The 20,418-nt window shown below is 54.1% G+C and carries 13 protein-coding genes; 6 read left to right on the top strand and 7 right to left on the bottom strand.

Translation table 11 applies throughout. The features are described from left to right. Positions 1 to 8: 8 nt before the first annotated feature. From OEV49_12570 to OEV49_12595, 6 genes are all read left to right on the top strand, one after another. Positions 9 to 8,150: a hypothetical protein gene (locus tag OEV49_12570; GenBank protein ID MDH3891909.1), complete on the top strand. Its 8,142-nt coding sequence runs from the start codon at positions 9 to 11 to the stop codon at positions 8,148 to 8,150. Between the two features lie 17 nt (positions 8,151 to 8,167). Continuing rightward, positions 8,168 to 9,229, top strand: coding sequence for a cytochrome c biogenesis protein ResB (locus OEV49_12575; protein ID MDH3891910.1), 1,062 nt, complete (start codon positions 8,168 to 8,170; stop codon positions 9,227 to 9,229). A 73-nt stretch (positions 9,230 to 9,302) separates the two neighbouring features. After that, entirely contained in the window at positions 9,303 to 10,049 is a 747-nt protein-coding gene (gene ccsA, locus OEV49_12580; GenBank protein MDH3891911.1) for a cytochrome c biogenesis protein CcsA, read from the top strand. A gap of 30 nt (positions 10,050 to 10,079) precedes the next feature. After that, positions 10,080 to 11,039, top strand: a complete 960-nt coding sequence (locus OEV49_12585; GenBank protein ID MDH3891912.1) for a hypothetical protein — start codon at positions 10,080 to 10,082, stop codon at positions 11,037 to 11,039. After that, positions 11,036 to 11,407, top strand: a complete 372-nt coding sequence (locus OEV49_12590) for a hypothetical protein (protein MDH3891913.1) — start codon at positions 11,036 to 11,038, stop codon at positions 11,405 to 11,407. The genes OEV49_12585 and OEV49_12590 overlap by 4 nt, the downstream gene beginning before the upstream one ends. Next, complete coding sequence (locus tag OEV49_12595) at positions 11,388 to 12,845, top strand: radical SAM protein (protein MDH3891914.1); 1,458 nt, start codon at positions 11,388 to 11,390, stop codon at positions 12,843 to 12,845. The genes OEV49_12590 and OEV49_12595 overlap by 20 nt, the downstream gene beginning before the upstream one ends. Here the strand turns inward: OEV49_12595 and OEV49_12600 are convergent, their stop codons facing one another. From OEV49_12600 to OEV49_12630, 7 genes are all read right to left on the bottom strand, one after another. Continuing rightward, positions 12,846 to 13,415: a hypothetical protein gene (locus OEV49_12600; GenBank protein MDH3891915.1), complete on the bottom strand. Its 570-nt coding sequence runs from the start codon at positions 13,413 to 13,415 to the stop codon at positions 12,846 to 12,848. It abuts the gene before it with no gap. Positions 13,416 to 13,730: 315 nt separating this feature from the next. Continuing rightward, entirely contained in the window at positions 13,731 to 14,696 is a 966-nt protein-coding gene (locus OEV49_12605; GenBank protein MDH3891916.1) for a PEGA domain-containing protein, read from the bottom strand. A gap of 171 nt (positions 14,697 to 14,867) precedes the next feature. Continuing rightward, a complete protein-coding gene (locus OEV49_12610; protein ID MDH3891917.1) occupies positions 14,868 to 15,284 on the bottom strand; it encodes a hypothetical protein in 417 nt (138 codons plus the stop codon). An 86-nt stretch (positions 15,285 to 15,370) separates the two neighbouring features. Beyond that, positions 15,371 to 15,847 carry a hypothetical protein gene (locus OEV49_12615; GenBank protein ID MDH3891918.1) on the bottom strand — a complete coding sequence of 159 codons (477 nt, stop codon included), beginning with the start codon at positions 15,845 to 15,847 and terminating at the stop codon, positions 15,371 to 15,373. A gap of 211 nt (positions 15,848 to 16,058) precedes the next feature. After that, entirely contained in the window at positions 16,059 to 17,294 is a 1,236-nt protein-coding gene (locus OEV49_12620; protein ID MDH3891919.1) for a hypothetical protein, read from the bottom strand. Between the two features lie 2 nt (positions 17,295 to 17,296). Beyond that, a complete protein-coding gene (locus OEV49_12625) occupies positions 17,297 to 18,082 on the bottom strand; it encodes an outer membrane lipoprotein-sorting protein (GenBank protein ID MDH3891920.1) in 786 nt (261 codons plus the stop codon). Further along, positions 18,021 to 20,408, bottom strand: coding sequence for an efflux RND transporter permease subunit (locus tag OEV49_12630; protein ID MDH3891921.1), 2,388 nt, complete (start codon positions 20,406 to 20,408; stop codon positions 18,021 to 18,023). The genes OEV49_12625 and OEV49_12630 overlap by 62 nt, the downstream gene beginning before the upstream one ends. Positions 20,409 to 20,418 lie beyond the last annotated feature (10 nt).

A 20,418-nucleotide genomic window follows, 5' to 3' on the forward strand; every position in this document is an offset into this window, starting at 1 on the left:
GGATAAGCATGACAAGTTTTTCCGGACTTCGGATTCCTCGGCTGGTCTTGGCTCTGGCGTTCGGACTGATGCTGGCGGTTCCGGCCGGAGCAGTGAACGTTGTGGATAACGGTACATTTGACTCCAATATCAACTTCTGGAACGCTGAGATAACAAAAACCGCCGGGACTCGGTCGTGGTCAAGTTCTGTTTTTGGCGTCAGCCAGGGATCGATCCAGTACATTACCACCACAGGTAACCGTCAGGAATTCCGGTTGACCGACACTACCACATTCAACGCACCTATTAGTTCCACGGATGCGCCGATTAATCTCAGCTTCTATTTTTACAAGACTTCGGTGAGTGCGACTCCGGATCGAAACGAAATCACGGTCTTTCTTATCAAGCCAAGCGGCTCTGCTGTAGCCCTTTGGAGCAACGTTGTCGACCCCACGGCCGGGCAGGTAATCGATGGAAACGTGGTCGATCAGGACATTTCGGCTGACTGCGACGAGAATGGTACATACAAACTGGTTCTCGATGTCTGGCTCAAGACAGGCCGGAATGGTGGAAACACTCAGGCCAACTTTGATGATATCGTAGTCGATGTCCCTTCCGCGGCCAACAACGCTCCGACTATTACGGCTGGTGCTACAACGGTCAGTGTCACGCCGGTTAACCGGTACGGCAGTAATACGACAACGATCTCGACCGCGTTCAGCGATGCCGACGTCCCCGGTGTGGGCGCCTTTAATGTCACTTTCAAGATTCGTGAGCCGGGCGGCACAGAACTGACGCTGGTGAACAACCAGCCCAACGGCGGCGGCGGGTTAACGATCACCGATCAGGGCAGTGGCAACTACACCGCCAGCTATGTCTACAATCCCGACGATGCTCAGGCTCTGGGTCTCTACGACTTGTATATGGAAGTTACCGACGGCACCGACAACGCTATTGATGGTTACACCTCCGGTGACAATGAGAACCAACTTGAGATTGACGAAACGCTGCCAAACAACGCTCCGACTATTACGGCCGGTGCAACAACGATCAGCGTCACGCCGGTCAATCGATATGGCAGCAATACCACCACTATCTCGACAGCCTTCTCAGATTCCGACGTCCCGGGTGGGGGTGCTTTCAACGTCACTTTCAAGATTCGTGAGCCGGGCGGCGCAGAACTGACGCTGGTGAACAATCAGCCCAACGGCGGCGGCGGGTTGACGATCACCGATCAGGGCAGTGGCAACTACACCGCCAGCTATGTCTACAATCCCGACGATGCTCAGGCCCTGGGTCTCTACGACTTGTATATGGAAGTAACCGACGGCACCGACAACGCTATTGATGGTTACACCTCCGGTGACAATGAAAACCAACTTGAGATTGACGAAACGCTGCCAAACAACGCTCCGACTATTACGGCCGGTGCAACAACGATCAGCGTCACGCCGGTCAATCGATATGGCAGCAATACCACCACTATCTCGACAGCCTTCTCAGATTCCGACGTCCCGGGTGGGGGTGCTTTCAACGTCACTTTCAAGATTCGTGAGCCGGGCGGCGCAGAACTGACGCTGGTGAACAATCAGCCCAACGGCGGCGGCGGGTTGACGATCACCGATCAGGGCAGTGGCAACTACACCGCCAGCTATGTCTACAATCCCGACGATGCTCAGGCCCTGGGTCTCTACGACTTGTATATGGAAGTTACCGACGGTACCGACAACGCTATTGATGGTTACACCTCCGGTGACAATGAAAACCAACTTGAGATTGACGAGACGCTGCCGAACAACGCCCCCACGCTGACACCCGGCGCTGTGGAACCGAGTGTCACGCCAGTTGTCCGAATCGGCGCCAACACAACAACTCTGTCTGCCACATTCAATGACGCCGATGAGCCGGGCGTGGGCGCGTTCAACGTATCGTTCAAAGTTCGGGAGCCGAACAACTCCAGTGAAATCCTGCTGGCGATCAACCAACCGAACGGTTCTGGCGGCGTTACGATAATCGACAACGGTGGCGGCAGTTATACCGCAAGTTTCGTGTACAATCCAAACGACGCGGCTGAGTTGGGGTTTTACGATACGTACTTTGATGTTACCGATGGCACCGATAACGCCATTGACGGCTATTCCGCCGGTGACAACACCGATGAACTTGAAATCATAGACCCGCCCAACAACCCGCCGATCGTAACGCTCGGTGCGACCGGTGTGAGTCCGGCAACGGTGAATCGCCTGGGTGGATTGACTACCGTTATTTCAACGAGTTTTTCCGATGCCGACGCGCCGGGCGTGAGTGCCTTTAATGTCACTTTCAAAATCCGCGAAAAGAACGACATTACGGAGTTGACCCTGGTAAATAACCAACCCAATGGTGGCGGCGGACTGACGATTACGGACGACGGCGGCGGCGACTATACGGCCAGCTATACCTATAATCCCAGCGATGCGGCAGATACCGGTCTGTATGATCTTTATTTCGAGGTAACCGACGGTACCGATAATGTCATTGATCCTTACACCTCAAACGTGGATGAGCTTGAGGTATTTGAGCCGGCCGGGAACCAGGTGCCGACACTGGCCGCCAGTGCAACCACGGTCACGCCTGACTGGGTGCTCAGGTCGGGTACGAACACAACGGTGATAAGCGCCGATTTCACTGATGCCGACGATCCGGGCGTAGGTGCTTTTACAGTCACTTTCCAGGTCCAAAGGCCGGATAACAGCACCGTGGAGACTCTGGTTAACAACGAACCGAACGGAAGCGGTGGTTTGACAATCACCGATAACGGCGGTGGCTCTTACACGGCTGAGTATACCTGGGACCCACCGAACAACCAGACACTTGGTTATTACGATCTTTACTGTCAGGTCGACGACGGTACCGACAACGCAACCGACGGTTTCGCGGCCAACCCGGATGAGTTGCAGGTTGTCAACACGCCGCCCAACAATGCACCGACGGTTACCGCTGGTGCGACCGGCGTAACGCCTACTTCGGTAGACCGGATTGGTGCCAACACCACCACAATTTCAACGGTTTTTTCTGATCTGGACCAACCCGGGGTCGGAGCGTTTACGGTTACTTTCAAAGTTAAAGACAACGTTGAAGCCGAGACAATTCTTGTCAATGCGTTAACCAACGGCAATGGCGGGCTTACCATCTCGGATGGCGGCGGTGGATCATACACAGCATCCTATACCTGGGACCCGGCCGATGCTCAGGCAATCGGCTGGTATGATTTGTACTTCGAGGTCACCGACGGCACCGACAATGTGATCGATACATACGTTTCCAACCCTGATGAACTTGAGATCACCACGCCCGGCAACCAGGCGCCGACCGTGACACCGGGTGCGACAGCAGTCAGTCCCGGCACGGTGAACAGGATCGGTGCGAACACTACCACAATTTCCACCGCCTTTTCCGACGCCGATGAGCCCGGCGTGGGCGCGTTCAATGTCACTTTCAAAATCCGCGAAAAGAACGACATCACGGAGTTGACGTTGGTAAACGCTCAGCCGAACGGCGGCGGCGGTTTGACAATTACCGATCAGGGTAGCGGCAACTATACGGCCAGCTACACTTACGATCCCAGTGATGTGCAGGACACCGGCTATTACGATCTCTATTTCGAGGTGACCGACGGTACCGATAATGTGATTGATCCCTACACTTCAAACATCGATGAACTCGAAATCATCGAGCCGGCCGGCAACCAGGCACCGACCGTCACACCGGGTGCGACAGCTGTCAGTCCCGGCACGGTGAACAGGCTTGGTTCGAACACGACCACAATATCCACGGCCTTTTCCGATTCCGACGTTCCGGGTGTGGGCGCGTTCAACGTCACTTTCAAAATCCGCGAAAAGAACGACATCACGGAGCTGACGCTGGTAAACGCTCAGCCGAACGGCGGCGGCGGTTTGACAATTACCGATCAGGGTAGCGGTAACTACACGGCCAGCTACACTTACGATCCCAGTGATGTGCAGGACACCGGCTATTACGATCTCTATTTCGAGGTAACCGACGGCACCGACAATGTGATTGACCCCTACACTTCGAACGTGGATGAACTTGAGATCGTTGAGCCGCCCAACAATCCGCCGACGGTTACGCCGGGTGCGACGGTTGTCAGCTTGACGCCGGTGAACCGACTCGGTACATCCACAACCATTATTTCAACCAGTTTTTCCGATTCCGATGTGCCGGGTGTGGGCGCCTTCAATGTTACTTTCAAAATCCGCGAAAAGGACGACATCACGGAACTGACTTTGGTGAACAATCAACCCAACGGCGGTGGCGGGTTAACGATCACGGATCAGGGCAGCGGTAACTATACGGCCAGCTATACCTATGACCCCACTGACGTACAAGATACCGGTCTATATGATCTCTACTTTGAAGTAACCGACGGCACCGACAATGTTATAGACCCTTACACTTCCAACGTGGACGAACTTGAGATCAACGAAGTTGTTGTCAACAATCCGCCGACCGTGACGCCGGGTGCGACGGTGGTTAATGTCTCACCGGTGAACCGCCTGGGTACAGCTACGACTATTATCTCCACCAGTTTCTCCGATGCCGACGCCCCCGGTGTCGGCGCGTTCAACGTTACCTTCAAAATCCGGGAGAAAAACGACGTAGTCGAACTTACCTTGGTGAACAACCAACCCAACGGTGGGGGCGGATTGACTATTACCGATCAGGGCAGCGGCAACTATACAGCTAGCTATACCTATGATCCTAGTAACGTTCAGGATACCGGCCTGTATGATCTGTACTTTTGGGTCAGCGATGGCTCCGACAATGTCACCGATCCTCATTCATCGAACGAAGATGAACTTGAGATCATTGAGGCTCCATTAAGTGCCACTCCCAACATAGTCGCCGGGAATACCTCCGTGAGCCCGTCTTCGCTCGATCGAGTCGGTGCCGGTACCACGCAGTTCAGCGCCACGTTCGACGATACCGACGATCCCGGAGTGGCCGAGTTTTGGGTGACATTTAAGGTCCAGTCGCCCTATTCTGAGTTTCAGGAAACGGTTGCCGACAGCCTCAAGCACGGCGTTGGTGGCATGTCAATTGCCGATAACGGAGGCGGCTCGTATACCGCAACTTTCGACTGGGACCCGGCCGATAACCAATTGCTTGGCTACTATGACCTCCAGTGCGAGGTGGCCGACGCCTATGATGAAGGTTTCGACGCCTTCGCAAACAACGCCGATGAGCTTCTTGTCACCAACGGAGGTGAAAACATTGCTCCTGTTGTTTCGGGAGACGAGACCACCGCGACCCCAGCCGCGATCGAACGTATCGGCGCAAACTCCACCAGCATAGCGGCGACTTTTGCCGATGGCGACGCTCCGGGAGTCGGCGCTTTCACCGTAACATTCAAGTTGCGCGACACCAATAACGTCACCGAGATTGTGCTGGCTGATAATGTCGGCAACGGCGTCGGCGGTGTTACTATTAGCGATATAGGTGGAGGCATTTACACGGCTTCGATAAGCTGGGACCCGGGCGATGCCCAGGATTTGGGTTACTACGATTTGTACTTTCACGTCACCGACGGTGTGGACACATCATACGACGCTTTTCAAAACAACCTCGATGAACTGCAACTCTACGACGCTATTTCCAATAATCCTCCGACTCTCACGGCCGGCGCCACGTTCCCATTGCCTCTTTCAGTGAACCGTATCGGAACCGGTTATGTGATGCTCAAAACGGCCTTTTCTGATGTTGATGAACCGGGTCAGGGCGCCTTTACAATTACATTTAAGGTGCGTGATCTGGCCTCCGGTGAGGTGACGGTGGTCAACGCAGCCAAGCATGGAGAGCAGGGTCTGCGGGTTGTTGGTCTGGGTGGCGGCAACTACGAAGCGGCCGTACTGTGGGATCCCGATGTGGCCGAGCCGACCGGTGGGCACGATCTGTATTTTTCGGTAACCGATAACAACAACGCCACGGCGATTGACGACTATGCATCCAACGACAATGAACTAAACGTAACATCGTCGGCCATACTCGGCGATGGACATCTGCTTCGGCGCAACAATGACAGCACGACTTGCGGCGGCCCCAATAACGCCTGTCATAACCTGCCGGGGCACCAGGACCAGGATTGCCGGGTGTGCCATACGCCGCACGGAACCAAGAACATCTACCTGGTGCGGGATACGATCGCCACTCCGAATTCGGGCGACATGGAAGTCATCTTCAAAACGCTCGGTATCGGTGACCCTTACAACGATCCCGATCCGGTAAAAGGCGACCCGAACTCCGGAGTGATGGCCGACTCCACCGACGGAGTTGTCACAGGTGTCTGCGAGGTATGTCATACTACGACGACTCATCATCGTAACGATATGACTTATGGCTCTTCGGATTCGGCTGTTCACAATGATGCGTTGGATTGTACATCAGGTTGTCATCCTCACTCTTCTTCTTTCGCGGTGTCCGGCGGTGGGGAATCGAGCGGTGGATCGAACTGTTCCTGCCACAATTCGATTTTCACTCCCATGAACACCTCCACCACGTCGTATCACCACCAGTTGAGCAGTAACGCCCCCGACTATGCATCCGCCTCAAGAACGTGTTTGATGTGCCATGTCGATCACGATATTTTCAGAGACGATCTCAACACCGGGTTTGGTACGCGCGCCAAGAACCTGCGCTCGGCGTTTGACAACAGCCCGGTGCAAGGTGATGCTACCGTCCTGTTGAACAGCGACTACCAGTCATCCGGTGCGGGCGGTATCTGTTTGTCTTGCCATACTTCGGCGTTGACTAAGACCAACAACCCGCCGGACGGCAGCACTCAGACTGCTGCAATATCGAAGACTGGTTTCGACGCCGCCACCGGTACGCACAACTATAGCGTACCGTCGACTTTCTCAGGTCCCTCGACGTTCAACGCCAACTGCGTCAAGTGTCACAACGACACGATGACCAAAACCTATCAGACGGGTACATATAAATTCAGTGCCCACGACAACCCCTATGGTCGCCTGCTGAATCCATTCGGAGCGGCATCCCCCGAGGATCCGCTGGAGGAAGTGGTCTGCTTCGGTTGTCATTCGTCGACCTCGAATCCGAATGCTGGAAGCAACCTGGATTACTTCGGTGTGCAGGCCATGAGTTCGACGGCGTTGCGGATCGAGGATGCTATGAGTCTGCCTTATGGGCACCCCACCGGCGACTCCTCAGGTCTTCACTCCGACGGTGAGAATGCCGCAGCACTTGGCGACGGCACCCGTCACGCTGAGTGTGGTGACTGCCACAGTGTGCACGAGGCTTTGCAGGGTACGCACGATGGTTCTACGAGCCTGGTTTCCAACGCGCTGAAAGGCACCTGGGGCGTCAAACCTTCCGGAGCCTGGCCGGACGCGCCGGTGCCAACCGATAACGCCAACGTCTTTGCGGCTCCCTCAGGCTTTACGGTAGTGAACGACGCTACGCTGGAGGAGTGGATGATTTGTCTGAAGTGCCACTCCAATTACACCACCCTTCCCAGCGGTAATCGCAATCTGGCAGAGGAGATCAATCCGAATTACGCGTCAACACACGGCATCACATCGGCTGGAACCAACTCGTATTGTAATACTACAACTATGAATGAACCCTGGGGTTCGTCCGGTCGCACTTGGTGCTCCGATTGTCATCGCTCCGACAACACCAATGATCCGGCAGGCCCGCACGGCTCCAACCAGGAGCATCTGCTGGTGGAGACCATCGTATCAGATGCAACCAACGGCACACCATTGTGCCACGTCTGCCATAAATCATCTGTCTATTGGAACGGCAGTGCATCGGCCAGTAGATACACCGATCACCCGGCTACGCAGGGACAGCATATCAGGGCGCCCGGATGTTTCGCCTGTCATATGTGGGATCACGCCGCGTTGGGCGGTTACGGTGAACCAACCGACGACTGGCCGGGGGGTATGGACAATCCCACCCCAACGGCGCCACCGATCAAAATCTGGGTGCACGGCATGAACAAGAAGTGGGTCACCAATACTTACGACGGTACGGCTGGCACTGGTGACTCGACTGACGCCTTTGTAGCCGGATATCTTTCTAATCTGGATCACGTCAATACTAGGTGCTGGACCGAAACCTGCAAGAACCACGCGAATAAGGATTACTAACACCAATTGGAGTTAGTATGACGATCAACTTATCCTCCACCCGGCTGGCCTTTGTTCTCATTGCCGTCCTGGTACTGTTTTTGGTACTGTCGGCCATCATACCACAGCGCGATATTTCAGAAGATCAGCTTCTGGACTGGCAGGAGTACCTGGGTGATAATTACGTTGTCATCGATAAGCTTGGGCTGGATCGTATCTACTTCACACCAACGTTTTTCATCGTGCTCGGGCTACTCGGGGTCAACCTGCTGTTCGGTAACATCAAACGATTCCGAAGCGTTTACCAGGTCGAGAGAACACTTCTCAAAACTCGCCACCTCGGATCGATACTATTTCACTTTTCGCTGATACTGATAATGGTCGCCGTGATTCTCAATTTCCTCTACAAGTATCACAGTGTACTGGCCATGACTGAGGGCCAGACGTTGAAGGACCGACCGGAGTCGTACCACCATGAGTTTCACGGTCCCCTCTACGACAATGAGTACGGTCGTTTCACGCTCAGCCTCACCGATGTCCTGAGCAACGACGACGCCAGTTTGAGTTTGGGGAATGTGGCGGCTATAGCTGTACAGTCCGCCAGGGCAAAACACGAGACGGAGGTTTCCACCAACCACCCGTTTGAACTGGGAGAGCTTCAGTTCCACTACGGACTGAAAAGTGGCTATTCACCCGAGTTTTTTCTGACCGATTCGGCAGGGAACGACCTGTTTCGTTCATTTGTTCGAGTAGCCAATAGAAAGGAAGAGGGCAAGTACGTGCATCGAGACTTCATTGTGGTCCCGGAGGACAACCTGCATCTTGAGATCGAAGTAAACCCTGATTCTATTGGGCCAGACATCGCATACCGGATAACGGCCTTACAAGACAGTGTTGAGTTATACGCCGGTAGTATCGGTTCCAACGATACAGTTGGTTTTGCAGGCTATAAGTTTACTGTTCCCCGGCTGCGGCAGTGGTGCTATATTGATGTCGTGAAAAGTCCGTATCTAAATCTGGTGTTTTTTGGATTCTGGTCGGCGTTGGCCGGATTGACGCTCAGTTTCGTCAGCAGATTGAAGCGAGCGAAGGCGGCATAGAGTGAGTTCCACGCAGGCGTTCCTATTCTGGGCCACCACTCTCGCTCTTGCGGCGAGTTTTTTTGCGACTGTTTTGCGGCCAATATTCAGGAACGAAACCGCGTACCGCTGGGGGGTACACCTGTCGTTGGCGGCGCTGATTCTGCTGACGGTCTTCGGAGCCATGCGATGGGTCCAAACGGGGCATCCACCGTTTGTAACTTTGTTTGAGTCGATGATCACGGCCGTCTGGTTCGCCCTTCTGATCTTCCACTTGATGCGGCTTCGAACCACACCACTTCCAATCCTGTTACCGCTCTCGCTGGTTTCTTTTCTGATGATGGGTTGGGCGTCGTCGATGCCCACCGCGGCGTCGCCTTTGTCCGAGGCTCTGGACAACGTCTGGTTGTTTATTCATGCCTCGTTCGCCACGGCAGGGGCTGCGTCCTTTCTGGTGGCAGCATCTTTCTCGGCGGTCTTCTTGCTGGGTGAAACCAGGTACGGTAATCTGGGGAGGCTGGGGAACACCTTGCCGTCTTTTTCTTCACTTGGCCGTTCCACTCTCAATTTCTTGATATTCGGTCTGATACTTTGGGGTGTCATGATCGTATCCGGTTCCATCTGGGCGCACGCTGCGTGGGGTAGATACTGGGCCTGGGACCCGATAGAACTCTGGTCGCTGATAAGTTGGCTGTTGTACGGACTGGTGTTGCACGCTCGCATGGCGTGGAAACTGTCACAACGCACTTTCTGCTGGATGACGATCGTTGCGGCACTCACCGTTGTCTTTGCGCTATGGGGAGTAGGATACATTTATGAAACCATTCACGAATACGGGTAGGCAATCAGGTTGCGGTTTAGATTTAGTGCAATGACTCTTCTCATGCTGATGTCGGTTTCGTGCATCGAGAAGAAGGTGGAACCCGGCACCGGATTTCAGGCGCTCCCGGTCCCTGTCGGGAGGCGCGTGCTTACGCAGGATGATGACTCGCTCAGGCCGGTGCGGCTGCGGATGTATCGCGACACTCTGTTTGTGTCGTATCGGGGCCTGCCGCGGATTGACATGTATGACTCGAATCTCGTGAAACTGGCATCGATCGAACTCACCCAGCCGGACTCGGTCTATCCGACCAACTTTCAAATCACCGATTCACTATTGGTGGTCGTCGATCATGCCCAGCACGTCATGGTGGTTTATGATCGGTCCGGCGACCTGATCACATCGTTCGGAACGCTTCCGGATGGTGTTACTCCATTGTCACCGTTTAGTGTTTACTGTTACGGCGGAGTTGCTTATGTGGGGGATGCTACCTTGCAGAAGGTAATGGCGGTATCCATCACAAACGCCGGTGACGTTACCGAGATGGGTGAACTGATTCTCACCATACCGAACGATACACTGCACCGCATACAGTTTCCGTCGATGGTTTTCGTGACTTATGACGGCCGTCTTATCGCGGGCGACGCCGGTGAAGGCGATATCAAGGTGTTTACATGCGACGGACGTTATATCTACAGATTCGACACTGTTACAACCGAAGCTCCGATGGCTCCTCAGGGGATCGATATGGACAATCTGATTGATCCGGCTCTGCAAGATACAGCGGTATTCGATCCGTCCGGCGTGCGGCAGATGGGTCGGTTCCATCTTTTGGATGTCAACAACCGACAAGTGCACATGTTCAACTCGCTCGGTCGCTATGTTGCGTCGTACAATGTCAGTGACACGGCGGGACGACCTTCGGATATTGCTATTGATCGCAGACGAAATCGCATTTACATTGCCGATCCTGAGGCCGGAGCCATCCTAACCTACGAGTACAGTCGATGAGTTCCGCTTTTGGCGTCATACTCATGGTTCTAAACTACTTTCACGACCTGGCTGTCGCGGTGCTCCTGGTAAGTATCGTCACGACAAATATCTTAGGACGATACCTGGACAGATCGGCAACCCCTGCCAGCCTGCCGAAACATCTCTTTGCCGGACTGCTGCGAGTTTCCTGGATTGCCCTGGCCTACATAATTGCCGGAGGTGCGTTGCGAGCGGCTTATTTCATGGAATTTGAGTGGAATCCGGCTGTGGGCAAGGGACAAGTGGTTGCGCTGGTGGTAAAGCACGTTATACTTATAACTATGACAATCATCGGCGTCACCGCACACGTAAAGTACTACAAGAAGTATGGCCGAACGAAATCGTAAAATCCTGTTTGTAACTCCCCCGTACCACTGCGGTGTTGTGGAAGTGGCCGGCAGCTGGCCGCCGCTCGGATTGCTGTATCTCGGTGCTCAGGCAGAGCGGGCCGGATGGACGGCGGAGGTTTATGACGCCATGACCCTGCGCCATGATTACAAGAAGATCAAGAAGCATCTGGAGCAAACCGACTACGACGTTCTGGCAACAACCTCAATCACTGCCACATGGCCGGACGCTTTACGCTTGCTTGAGTTGGGCAAAGAGGTCCGTCCCGGTTGTGCTACGTTAGTCGGCGGGGTTCATCCAACGTTCTGTTGGCGCGATATTCTGAAGGAGCCTCAGTCGCCGGTTGATTATGTCATCATCGGTGAGGGGGAGATACCTCTGTACGAGTTCCTCTCTCGATTCGACGACACCGAACAGCGTCACAAGACTCCCAACCTTGCCTATAGTCAGGCGGGTGAACTGGTCGCCAATCCGGCCCTGGATTTCAACGATGACCTGGATGCGCTGCCGGTCGCCTGGGAGTTATTGGACTGGACCAAGTACAAGTACTACGTCATCCCGGATTCGGTGCTTGGCGCCGTGTCCACCTCACGCGGATGCACGCACGGTTGCACCTTTTGTTCACAGCAGAAATTCTGGGAGCAAGGCTGGCGCGGACGGGCGCCTAAGAGTGTTGTCGAGGACATCGTATACCTTAAGAAGAGACACGGCGTCAATGTCTTCTTATTTACCGATGAATACCCGACCTACGAACGCGACCGCTGGGAGGAGTTGCTCGACAGAATTATCGCCGCCGATCTGAATATCTACATACTTATCGAGACCCGCGTGGAAGACATCGTGCGCGATGAAGACATATTGTCCAAGTATCGCCGGGCGGGCGTGGTGCATGTCTATGTCGGCGCCGAGGCGACCGATCAGGAAACTCTGGACAAAGTCAAAAAGGAAATCACCATCGGCGACTCCCGCCGGGCCATTGAGCTGATTGCCGAATACGGAATGATTTCCGAAACCTCGTTTGTGTTGGGGTTTCTCGACGAAACTGAAGAATCCATCGAACGTACTTTTCAGCAGGCTCTTGAATTCAACCCCGACTTCGCGCACTTTCTTGCCATTACACCCTGGCCCTATGCCGATTTCTTTGATGAGGTGAAGCATGCCATAGCAGTCGAGGATCTCAGCCAGTATAACTTGATCGAACCTATAATCAAGCCGGACAAAATGACCCTGCGCGACATTGATCTGGCCATCATCAACTGTTATCGACGGTTCTATATGCCGAAGATTCTTGAATTTGCCAGGGACTCCGATCCGTTCCGGCGGCACTACCTTATGGCCTCGACCAAGCTGATCATGAAATCGTCGTTCCTGATCAAGAAATTCGCCAAGGTCGGTATCAACCCACTGGCCATGATGAGCAAGATGCTCTCCGACTGATCAGATCTTATCATCGTGACATTGACCGCACAGACGATCCTGTTCCGCCATCTGCAGCAGCATTGCGTCTTGTTGTGGCTTGTGAATACTGTGGCAGTCTGAGAAACAGGTCATTACTTCGCCGGTCTTTGTGTGAAGAGCACCTTCTCCAACTATATGGGAATTGCCGAGCTGGTCTGAAGTATGACACGTTTCTGAGCAGAGGCTGATGCCCTCGGTGCTGAGACTGTAATTGTGGTTTGAACCATGCGGGTCGTGACACTCGATACAATTCAGATTGCCGTGGACGTCGGTTGCAGCCGTCCGGTCCTGCTCAACATGACACGCGAGACAGATGTCTTTTTCGGTATAGGTGATGACATGATTATCGCCCCCCCCAATATCGGTCTCGTGACAGAACATACAGTCGTCTTCAGTATCAATAAAGTGATTGGTCCGCTCCGACAGCATTGAATCGTGACAGTCGGCACAAGAACCGGCGTCGGCTCCCGAATTGGCGTTGGGCACAAGTGTAAACATCATCACCAGAATAGATGCCAATCCAAATACAATAACAGATGCTACACGCATGGTAAACTCCCTTTTGGCTTCAGGGCAGGCTTCGGTGCCGGTTATGTCCCCTGTACTGATTCACCAAACTGTACCGGTGAGTGGATCGTTCGGCATTTCACTGTTTCACCTGGTAACAGTGCAACTGGCATGCCCTTTTGTTGTCTTGTAAGGTAGGAAACAGCAGTATGTTACAGGGGCGAGTCGCCGTCACGATGATTAGCGACTTGAGAGTATGGGAAAGCCCCCATATTGTGTTGTTCTGAGTGGATGGTAAAAAGGTAGTGGATGTTCAGCTGCGCGAAACGTGCCCCGGGACTATTCGGATAGTAGTTTTTATTCCTTTGTTACTTTGACTCGACCACGACCTCTGTTGTCGATCTGGTACTTCTTCATAGCTTCCTTGTTGGCCGCGTTGACAGCCTGATCTACTTCAAAATTGTGGGCATCAGCGCGGGCATTGTACGAATCAATCTCTTCATTCTCCGACTGGATATTTCGAAGTTTCCTTGCTGACAGAGTTTTACCGAGGAGGTATGAGCCGGCAGTGAGAACAACCCCGGAAATGATAAGGGCGTGTGCCGTTCCTTGATCATCGCTGTCCAGCAGGACCGACGCCAATAGGCCCTGACCCAGGGGAATAATCGCAAAAGTCTCAGCCATAGAATTGAACTGTCGCCTGAGCATATCCGCTTTTTCTTCATTAATCTTCGGCAATTGATCGTCGTAGACCAGTCCTAACGACTCGGCCGTGAGTTCAGGTGGCGGCTCCGGCCTCAGGGTGTATTTCATTATGGTGCGGTGCATCGAGTCGACGGTTACCGTTTTCGAAAGAAGTTCAAAGCCGGGGCCGACGACTTCCACCATCCGTTCTCCCACCGCCAGATCAAGCTGTGCCGGCGTGACCGATTCAACCGCTCGGCCATCGACCATGATGGTGGCGCTGTCAGGTTCCGACTCCACCGTCACCGCTCCCGTTGCCGGTTCGGCTGGAATAACCGGCGGCAGAAATGCGATGTCGAGCGTGACGATCTGATTGGGCGTAAGAGATACCGACTGATGCTGTGTTTCAAAGCCCGCATGGTTAAAACCAAATTCATAATCGCCGACCGGGAGATTGAGAATAAACCAAGCCCCTTTGGTCAGACTGCTGCCGTGCGAATCCTCGGCAACGGTGTCTGAGTTGACTGTCAGCAACACGTTGTCGACATCGACTTTTATTTTGACACTGGCTGTATCCTGGGCAGCGGCTGCGTGGGCGAACAACAGGACAAGAAGGCTGAAGGCCATTCGTAGAGCCACGTTCTGACCAGACCTTCGTTCCCGTTGAGACGTCAGATTAATCATCGCAGTCATAAGATAACAATTTGGATTATCTAGTCAAGAATTCGCCACTCAACAGTTTCCGGTGATACAAAGAAGGCCGCCCGGTGGGGGCGGCCTTCATTAAAGACATGGTGTGGATGTCCGGGTTTATGCTTCGCCCTGAACAGCCTTGGTTGCGGTGCCGGTCGTCTTTGACGCACCCCTGGTCGCCCCGCCACAACAGCCGGGAGAGGGATTGCATCCGCTTGACGGCGCGCAGTCGACATTCGACGATGTCTTGACTGTCTTAGCCGAGTTGGCTTTAACGGTCACTGCCCGCTCAAAGGTCACCGTCTGCTTGCTACCCTTCACCATTTTCAGACCGGCGGAGGTTCCACCAATCTTGCCCATGGTGGCACAGCAACCGTCGGGCGGTGTCGGACACGGCACGCATTTAACGTTGTCGGGACATGGCCCGGGGATACAATAGCCGGCTGTCTCACCGGCCATCAACGAGTATCCACCCGCAAACAGCGCCAGCACCAGAGCCAACGCCACAATACGCGGAATATGATACATTCTCATTACGAAATTCCTTCGTCTAAGTGAAGTCTCTATTGTTCTGTTGTAAATGAACTGTGGCCACGCGAGTTCATGGCCGTTGCTCAGTTTCAGGAGCGCACAACAGTAGTTGCAATGGTGAGGTGGACGCCCCAGGGGCGACCATCGGGGGAAGGAATATCTCTGCTTGGTTTCTTTTTGAGGCTTGGCCACGAGTGTTCGGCATCGCTTGACTCTTCCGGCGTGGCCAGGCGGCGCTCGAAGAGAGTTGACAATAGTCTGGGTGATGGTTGGTTTAGGTCGCAACGGTCGGTGTAGGCATCTTCGGACAATATGCATACGGTGCAAATTATTACCACCGGCTCCTGAGCTTCAACCGCGGGATCAACCGGGCAGCAACCGCTCATCTTTTCAGGTGGGAATTCATAGCCACAACCATAGCAAGATGACAGGTCAGGTTGGGAGCAGGGACTTACCGGCTCGCACTGAGAAACGGTAAACAAACTGAAGCGAAGATAGCACAGAGAGCCCCGCACCGTGGTGATACAGAAGAAAACTACAAACAACACTGCTGCAACATACCGCATATCGAACTTACTCCCGGCTATATTTTGTATACGTGCGGGCAATCCCTGAGTTCCCACGGCTTTTCGGCTGATTGGTCCGGCCTTCAGGGCGTGTTGAAAGACCCCAGGAACCGTCATTGCGAGGTGCGCCTGGCGCGCCGTGGCAATCTCAATTCGTTGTCCAGGTGGCATGCCGAGCGGAACCTTGTCAACAAGCCCTTCAGAGTCGAGATTAATAGTGATAGACCAACTCCGCCAGTAGATAACTGTCGCGTCGCCAATCGCTCAATCGGTTGTCATCGCCGGTATTGACCATCGCGCGACCTTCGATGTTGAACTTCCAGGAATCATTCAGCCTGCGCGCTGCCTCAACGGACATAACCGAGGCGCCCGACTCGCGGTCGACAATCGCCCCGACAAGAAGCTCACTGCCGGATACATCGTTGAATCCCAACCTGGCGCCGACGAAAACATCATCGGCGAACGGTGTCGTGGCCGATTCATCTCGATCATCATATAGATACTCAGCCAACAGGCCGACATCGGCTGCGCTGCCCATGACTCCCGACAACGTATACTCGAAACCACCGACCAGCGAGGCGAAGCGTTCACCCGAGGCCGCGCGCGATATAGCCTCCAGTTTCCACAGCCAGTTACCATTGGTGGCCTGAAACTCCAGGCTGGTTTGATCGATCTGCCGGTAGTATGGGTGGACCGACGGCGTTGAGCCGGAATTGTTGTCGACAACAAACGATGGTTCACGACCGGTACCTCGAAAATGCGCCAGCGCGAATTCGTAATCGCCCACACTATGAAACCAGCGGGCCGCCCAGTCAAAATGATTCTGTCCCGCAGGTGATTCGTAACGAGCATCGTCGAACTCGATTGTTGTCGCAGAACGCAACCGGCCATCGACACCGGGGAAACTTCGCTCTCTGAAACCCGGCATGAGAAACAGATCAAGCGTGCCCCAGCGTCTCAAGAGCGTAAAGTTAATCGCCGGTTGACCCAACTTATCTTCTGAGTCCGGATTCTCTATCAAATCCGTTTGGTTGATAATGTCAACCAGGTGCATCGACTCGGTGACACCCCAGAAAACGGTTATCAACCCGGCCTTCACCTCCCATCTGTCGGCCGCATACAGCCAGAACAACTCACCGATAACGCCGTGCGTTCGACGTTCATCATGCTGATCGTACCGATAGAATCCGGAGACCACCAATGTTTGGCGTCCATCGCCCCAGGTATGGTAGTATTCCGGTTCCAGCGCCAGTGACGGATAGAACCGCCGCTGGCTGTCGGCCAGCCCGGTTTGTGGAAAGGCTCTTGATTCCAAACTCAACCGACCGGAAAGCTCGCCGGCGGCAACCGGTCCAGTCGTTATGCTTGCCACAATGGCAGATAGCACCAGGGCCACCGACAACAACGCTTGAGCCGGCCCGATGAATCCGATGCGTCGAACATACATGGTCAGCGCATCCTCTTCAAAGCATTCCGGCTGAAATCGGCGTCGGTGAGGCCGGTAGCAAATTGATAGTCATCGAGCTGCAACAGAGTTGACTTGCCGTTCTGATGGTTGACCATGTTGTACTCAGCGGCCCGCCAGTATGAATCCATATACAACTCGTACCCGGTGATAGTCAATGTTTTCAAGTGCGAGTTCTTGCGGTCGTAGTATTCGACTTTCCACACCCGGTACTCTTGCTTGTCCAGCCAGTTCACCTGACGAGAATAGCCGGAGTTCTTCCGGTCGACCGGGTAGTACTCGACCACGAAGCAGTCGCGTCCGTCATAGACTTCATTGCGCAACCATTTGTATGTGTACTTCTCGACCTCCTGACTGGAGATATCTTCGTAAGCGAACTCACTACCCATGAACGACCCGGATTTGTTACCGGAGCTGATGCGTTTTACACGCTTCAAGGCGGGCAAATATAACCAGCGGTCGTCGTCGTCTTGTTTGTGCGAATAGGACAGGAAGGAGGTTCCTTTGACGTCGCGAGGATTGTCGAACACGGTTATGCTCTTATCGCCGTCACCTTCGACCTCCAAGGCCTGAAAGCGGATAGCTCGCACACTTTCCTGACCGTGCCGATTGCGCAGGGTCATGGTCATATTGGCCGTGTAGTCACCGTATCCAAGGTCGCGACGGTCGGCCTCGACCGCGATAGCCAGACCTTTTTCCTCAGCTGTCTCAGCCGACACGTTTGCTGTCGACAGGGACAACAACAGCAGAATCAAAATTGACGGTTTCATTTGTCTTCTCCTTTGTTATTACAAGACTAGGTTGTTTTTCCCGGTCCACTTTGAGCAAGAGCGTGGGCAGGAAGAAGAAATCGAGGACCAAGGCCAGCGAAATAGTCAATGCTGTCAGCAGCCCCATATCAGAACTCATTTTGTACCCTGAAAAAGAAAGTACTGCAAACCCGGCCGTCAGGGCCACCGTTGTGATACACATGGCCGCGCCCACCGTCCTGAACGAATACCGCACGGCATCGGCCGGATCCATTTGGTGTTCGCGCCGGGCGCGAAGATACTTGCTCATGAAATGTACGGTGTCGTCCACCACGATCCCGAGGGTCATAGCCGCCACCACCGACAAACCCAGACCGGCTGTGCCGAACGTCAGACCCCAGATGCCAAAGCCAATGACAGCGGGCGCCAGGTTCGGCACCAGGCTTAACAGCCCCAGCCTGACATCGCGCAAAGCAAATATCAAAATTAGCGATATCAGTACCAGGGCGCCGAAGGCGGCTCCTAACATGTTATTGATGTTACGCTCTGAGATATGCGCCCACATCAGCGAAAGAGAGGAACTGGTTCCGGCGAACCCCGGCGATTCGTTGATGGCCAGCCACTTCTTGGCCTTCTCTTCCATGGCTCGCAGCTCGGTGGTGGTGATATCACTCAGCCTGACCACCAGGCGGGTGGCCGATTTGTCGATGTTTATCCGGTCGTTCAGGTCAAATCCAAAGGGCAACGACATCTCATACAGCAGAAGATACTGCGCGGCCAGATCACGGTTATCGGGTAGACGATAGAACGCGTCATCGTCGGCGTGCATCGTCCGGTTGAGCCGTTTCATAGTGTTGGTGATGCTGCTAACATGAGATACTTTCGGCTGTCGCATCAGCCACTGGGAAAACTCGTCGGCTTTGGCCAGGTATTCCGGATTGGAGATGCCGCCGGTTTCGTGTGACTCCAGATCGTATTCGATGGAATTGAAACCGGTCAGGTTCTCTTCGGTGAAATCGGTGGCTATGCGGATGTCGTAAGACTTATCAAAATACTTCATCCAATCATCCTGTAAGTCGATGCGTGTTACTCCCAGGGCTAGCACCATGCTTACTGTAATCATCGAGAAAAATACCACTCGGCGTTTGTCAATTACCAGGTCTGCGACCTTGTCCAGCATGCTGCGTCCGTACTCTGTCGATTTGGTTTTCACTCGCATGGGCAACACAGCGGTCAAGGCCGGCAGGAACAGCACAGAATAAACAAGTGCGCCCATCACGCCCATGGCCACGATGTTGCCGAGGTCACGGAAGGGCGGTGCATCGGAGAAGTTCATGGTCAGAAATCCGATAGCAGTTGTAACGCTGGTCAGAAAAACGGGCAGCAGATTGATCCGCAGCGACTCGGCGACAGCTTCGCTTTTGCTCCGTCCGCGCCTCATCTGTTGGACAATCGTGGTCAGGATATGGATGCTATCGGCCACGGCCAACCCCATGATGATGGTCGGGGCATTGGATGAGGCGGCGTTTATCTCCAAACCGAACCAGCCGGCCAGCCCCATACCGGTCGCCATCGACATCATAATGATTATCAAAGTGTTGACCGTACCCGTCACCGAGCGTAGCGCAAGTCCGGCCACCAGCGCCAACACCAGGAACATGAGCGGCAGCAAGGTCGACATATCCTTCATGCTGGCCTCGCCGAATGCATTGTCGGACATGACGGAGCCGGTCAGATAGAAGTCGATACCAGAGTGTTGGCTGCGAATCTCATCGGCCATTGCCCGCACAAAGGCGGCAACCTCTATCACCTCTGTAGGCGACTCGCCCGGCAGTATTAGATTGACACTGACACCTGTTACATGCCCACGCACTGACACCAGGTTGTTGACCAACTCCGGCTCGTCCAAGGCCACCCTGCGAATGGCTTTTAGTTCCAGCGCGCTCACAGTCGCGCTGTTCGACACCAGGTCTTGGACCACCAACTCATCGCCGTCAACTTTGGTATGCTGGAAATTGGTTATCGAGTTGACCCGGCTGGAATATGGTATCCGCCACGATGCTTCGGTCAAGGCTTCGACAGCAGCCAAGGTGTGGGCGGTGAACACATCGCCGTCCTTCGGCGCCACGGTGAAGAAGACCGTGTTGGATCGGGTGTAGGTATTTTCCAGCGCATCCAGAGCCTGCAACTGAGGGTTATCCTCGCTGAAGAACACGCGGGTGTCGGAGCTGATAGTCAGCCTGCCGGTTCCGTAAAAAGCGGCCAAGAACAACAATACTGTTGCTGCGATTACCCACCAGCGATTGCGAACCACCCACTCGCCGAATCTCTGTTCAAACTGTCTCATCACTCTATCC

This window comes from Candidatus Zixiibacteriota bacterium (assembly GCA_029860345.1).
Classification (GTDB): Bacteria; Zixibacteria; MSB-5A5; order GN15; family FEB-12; genus JAJRTA01.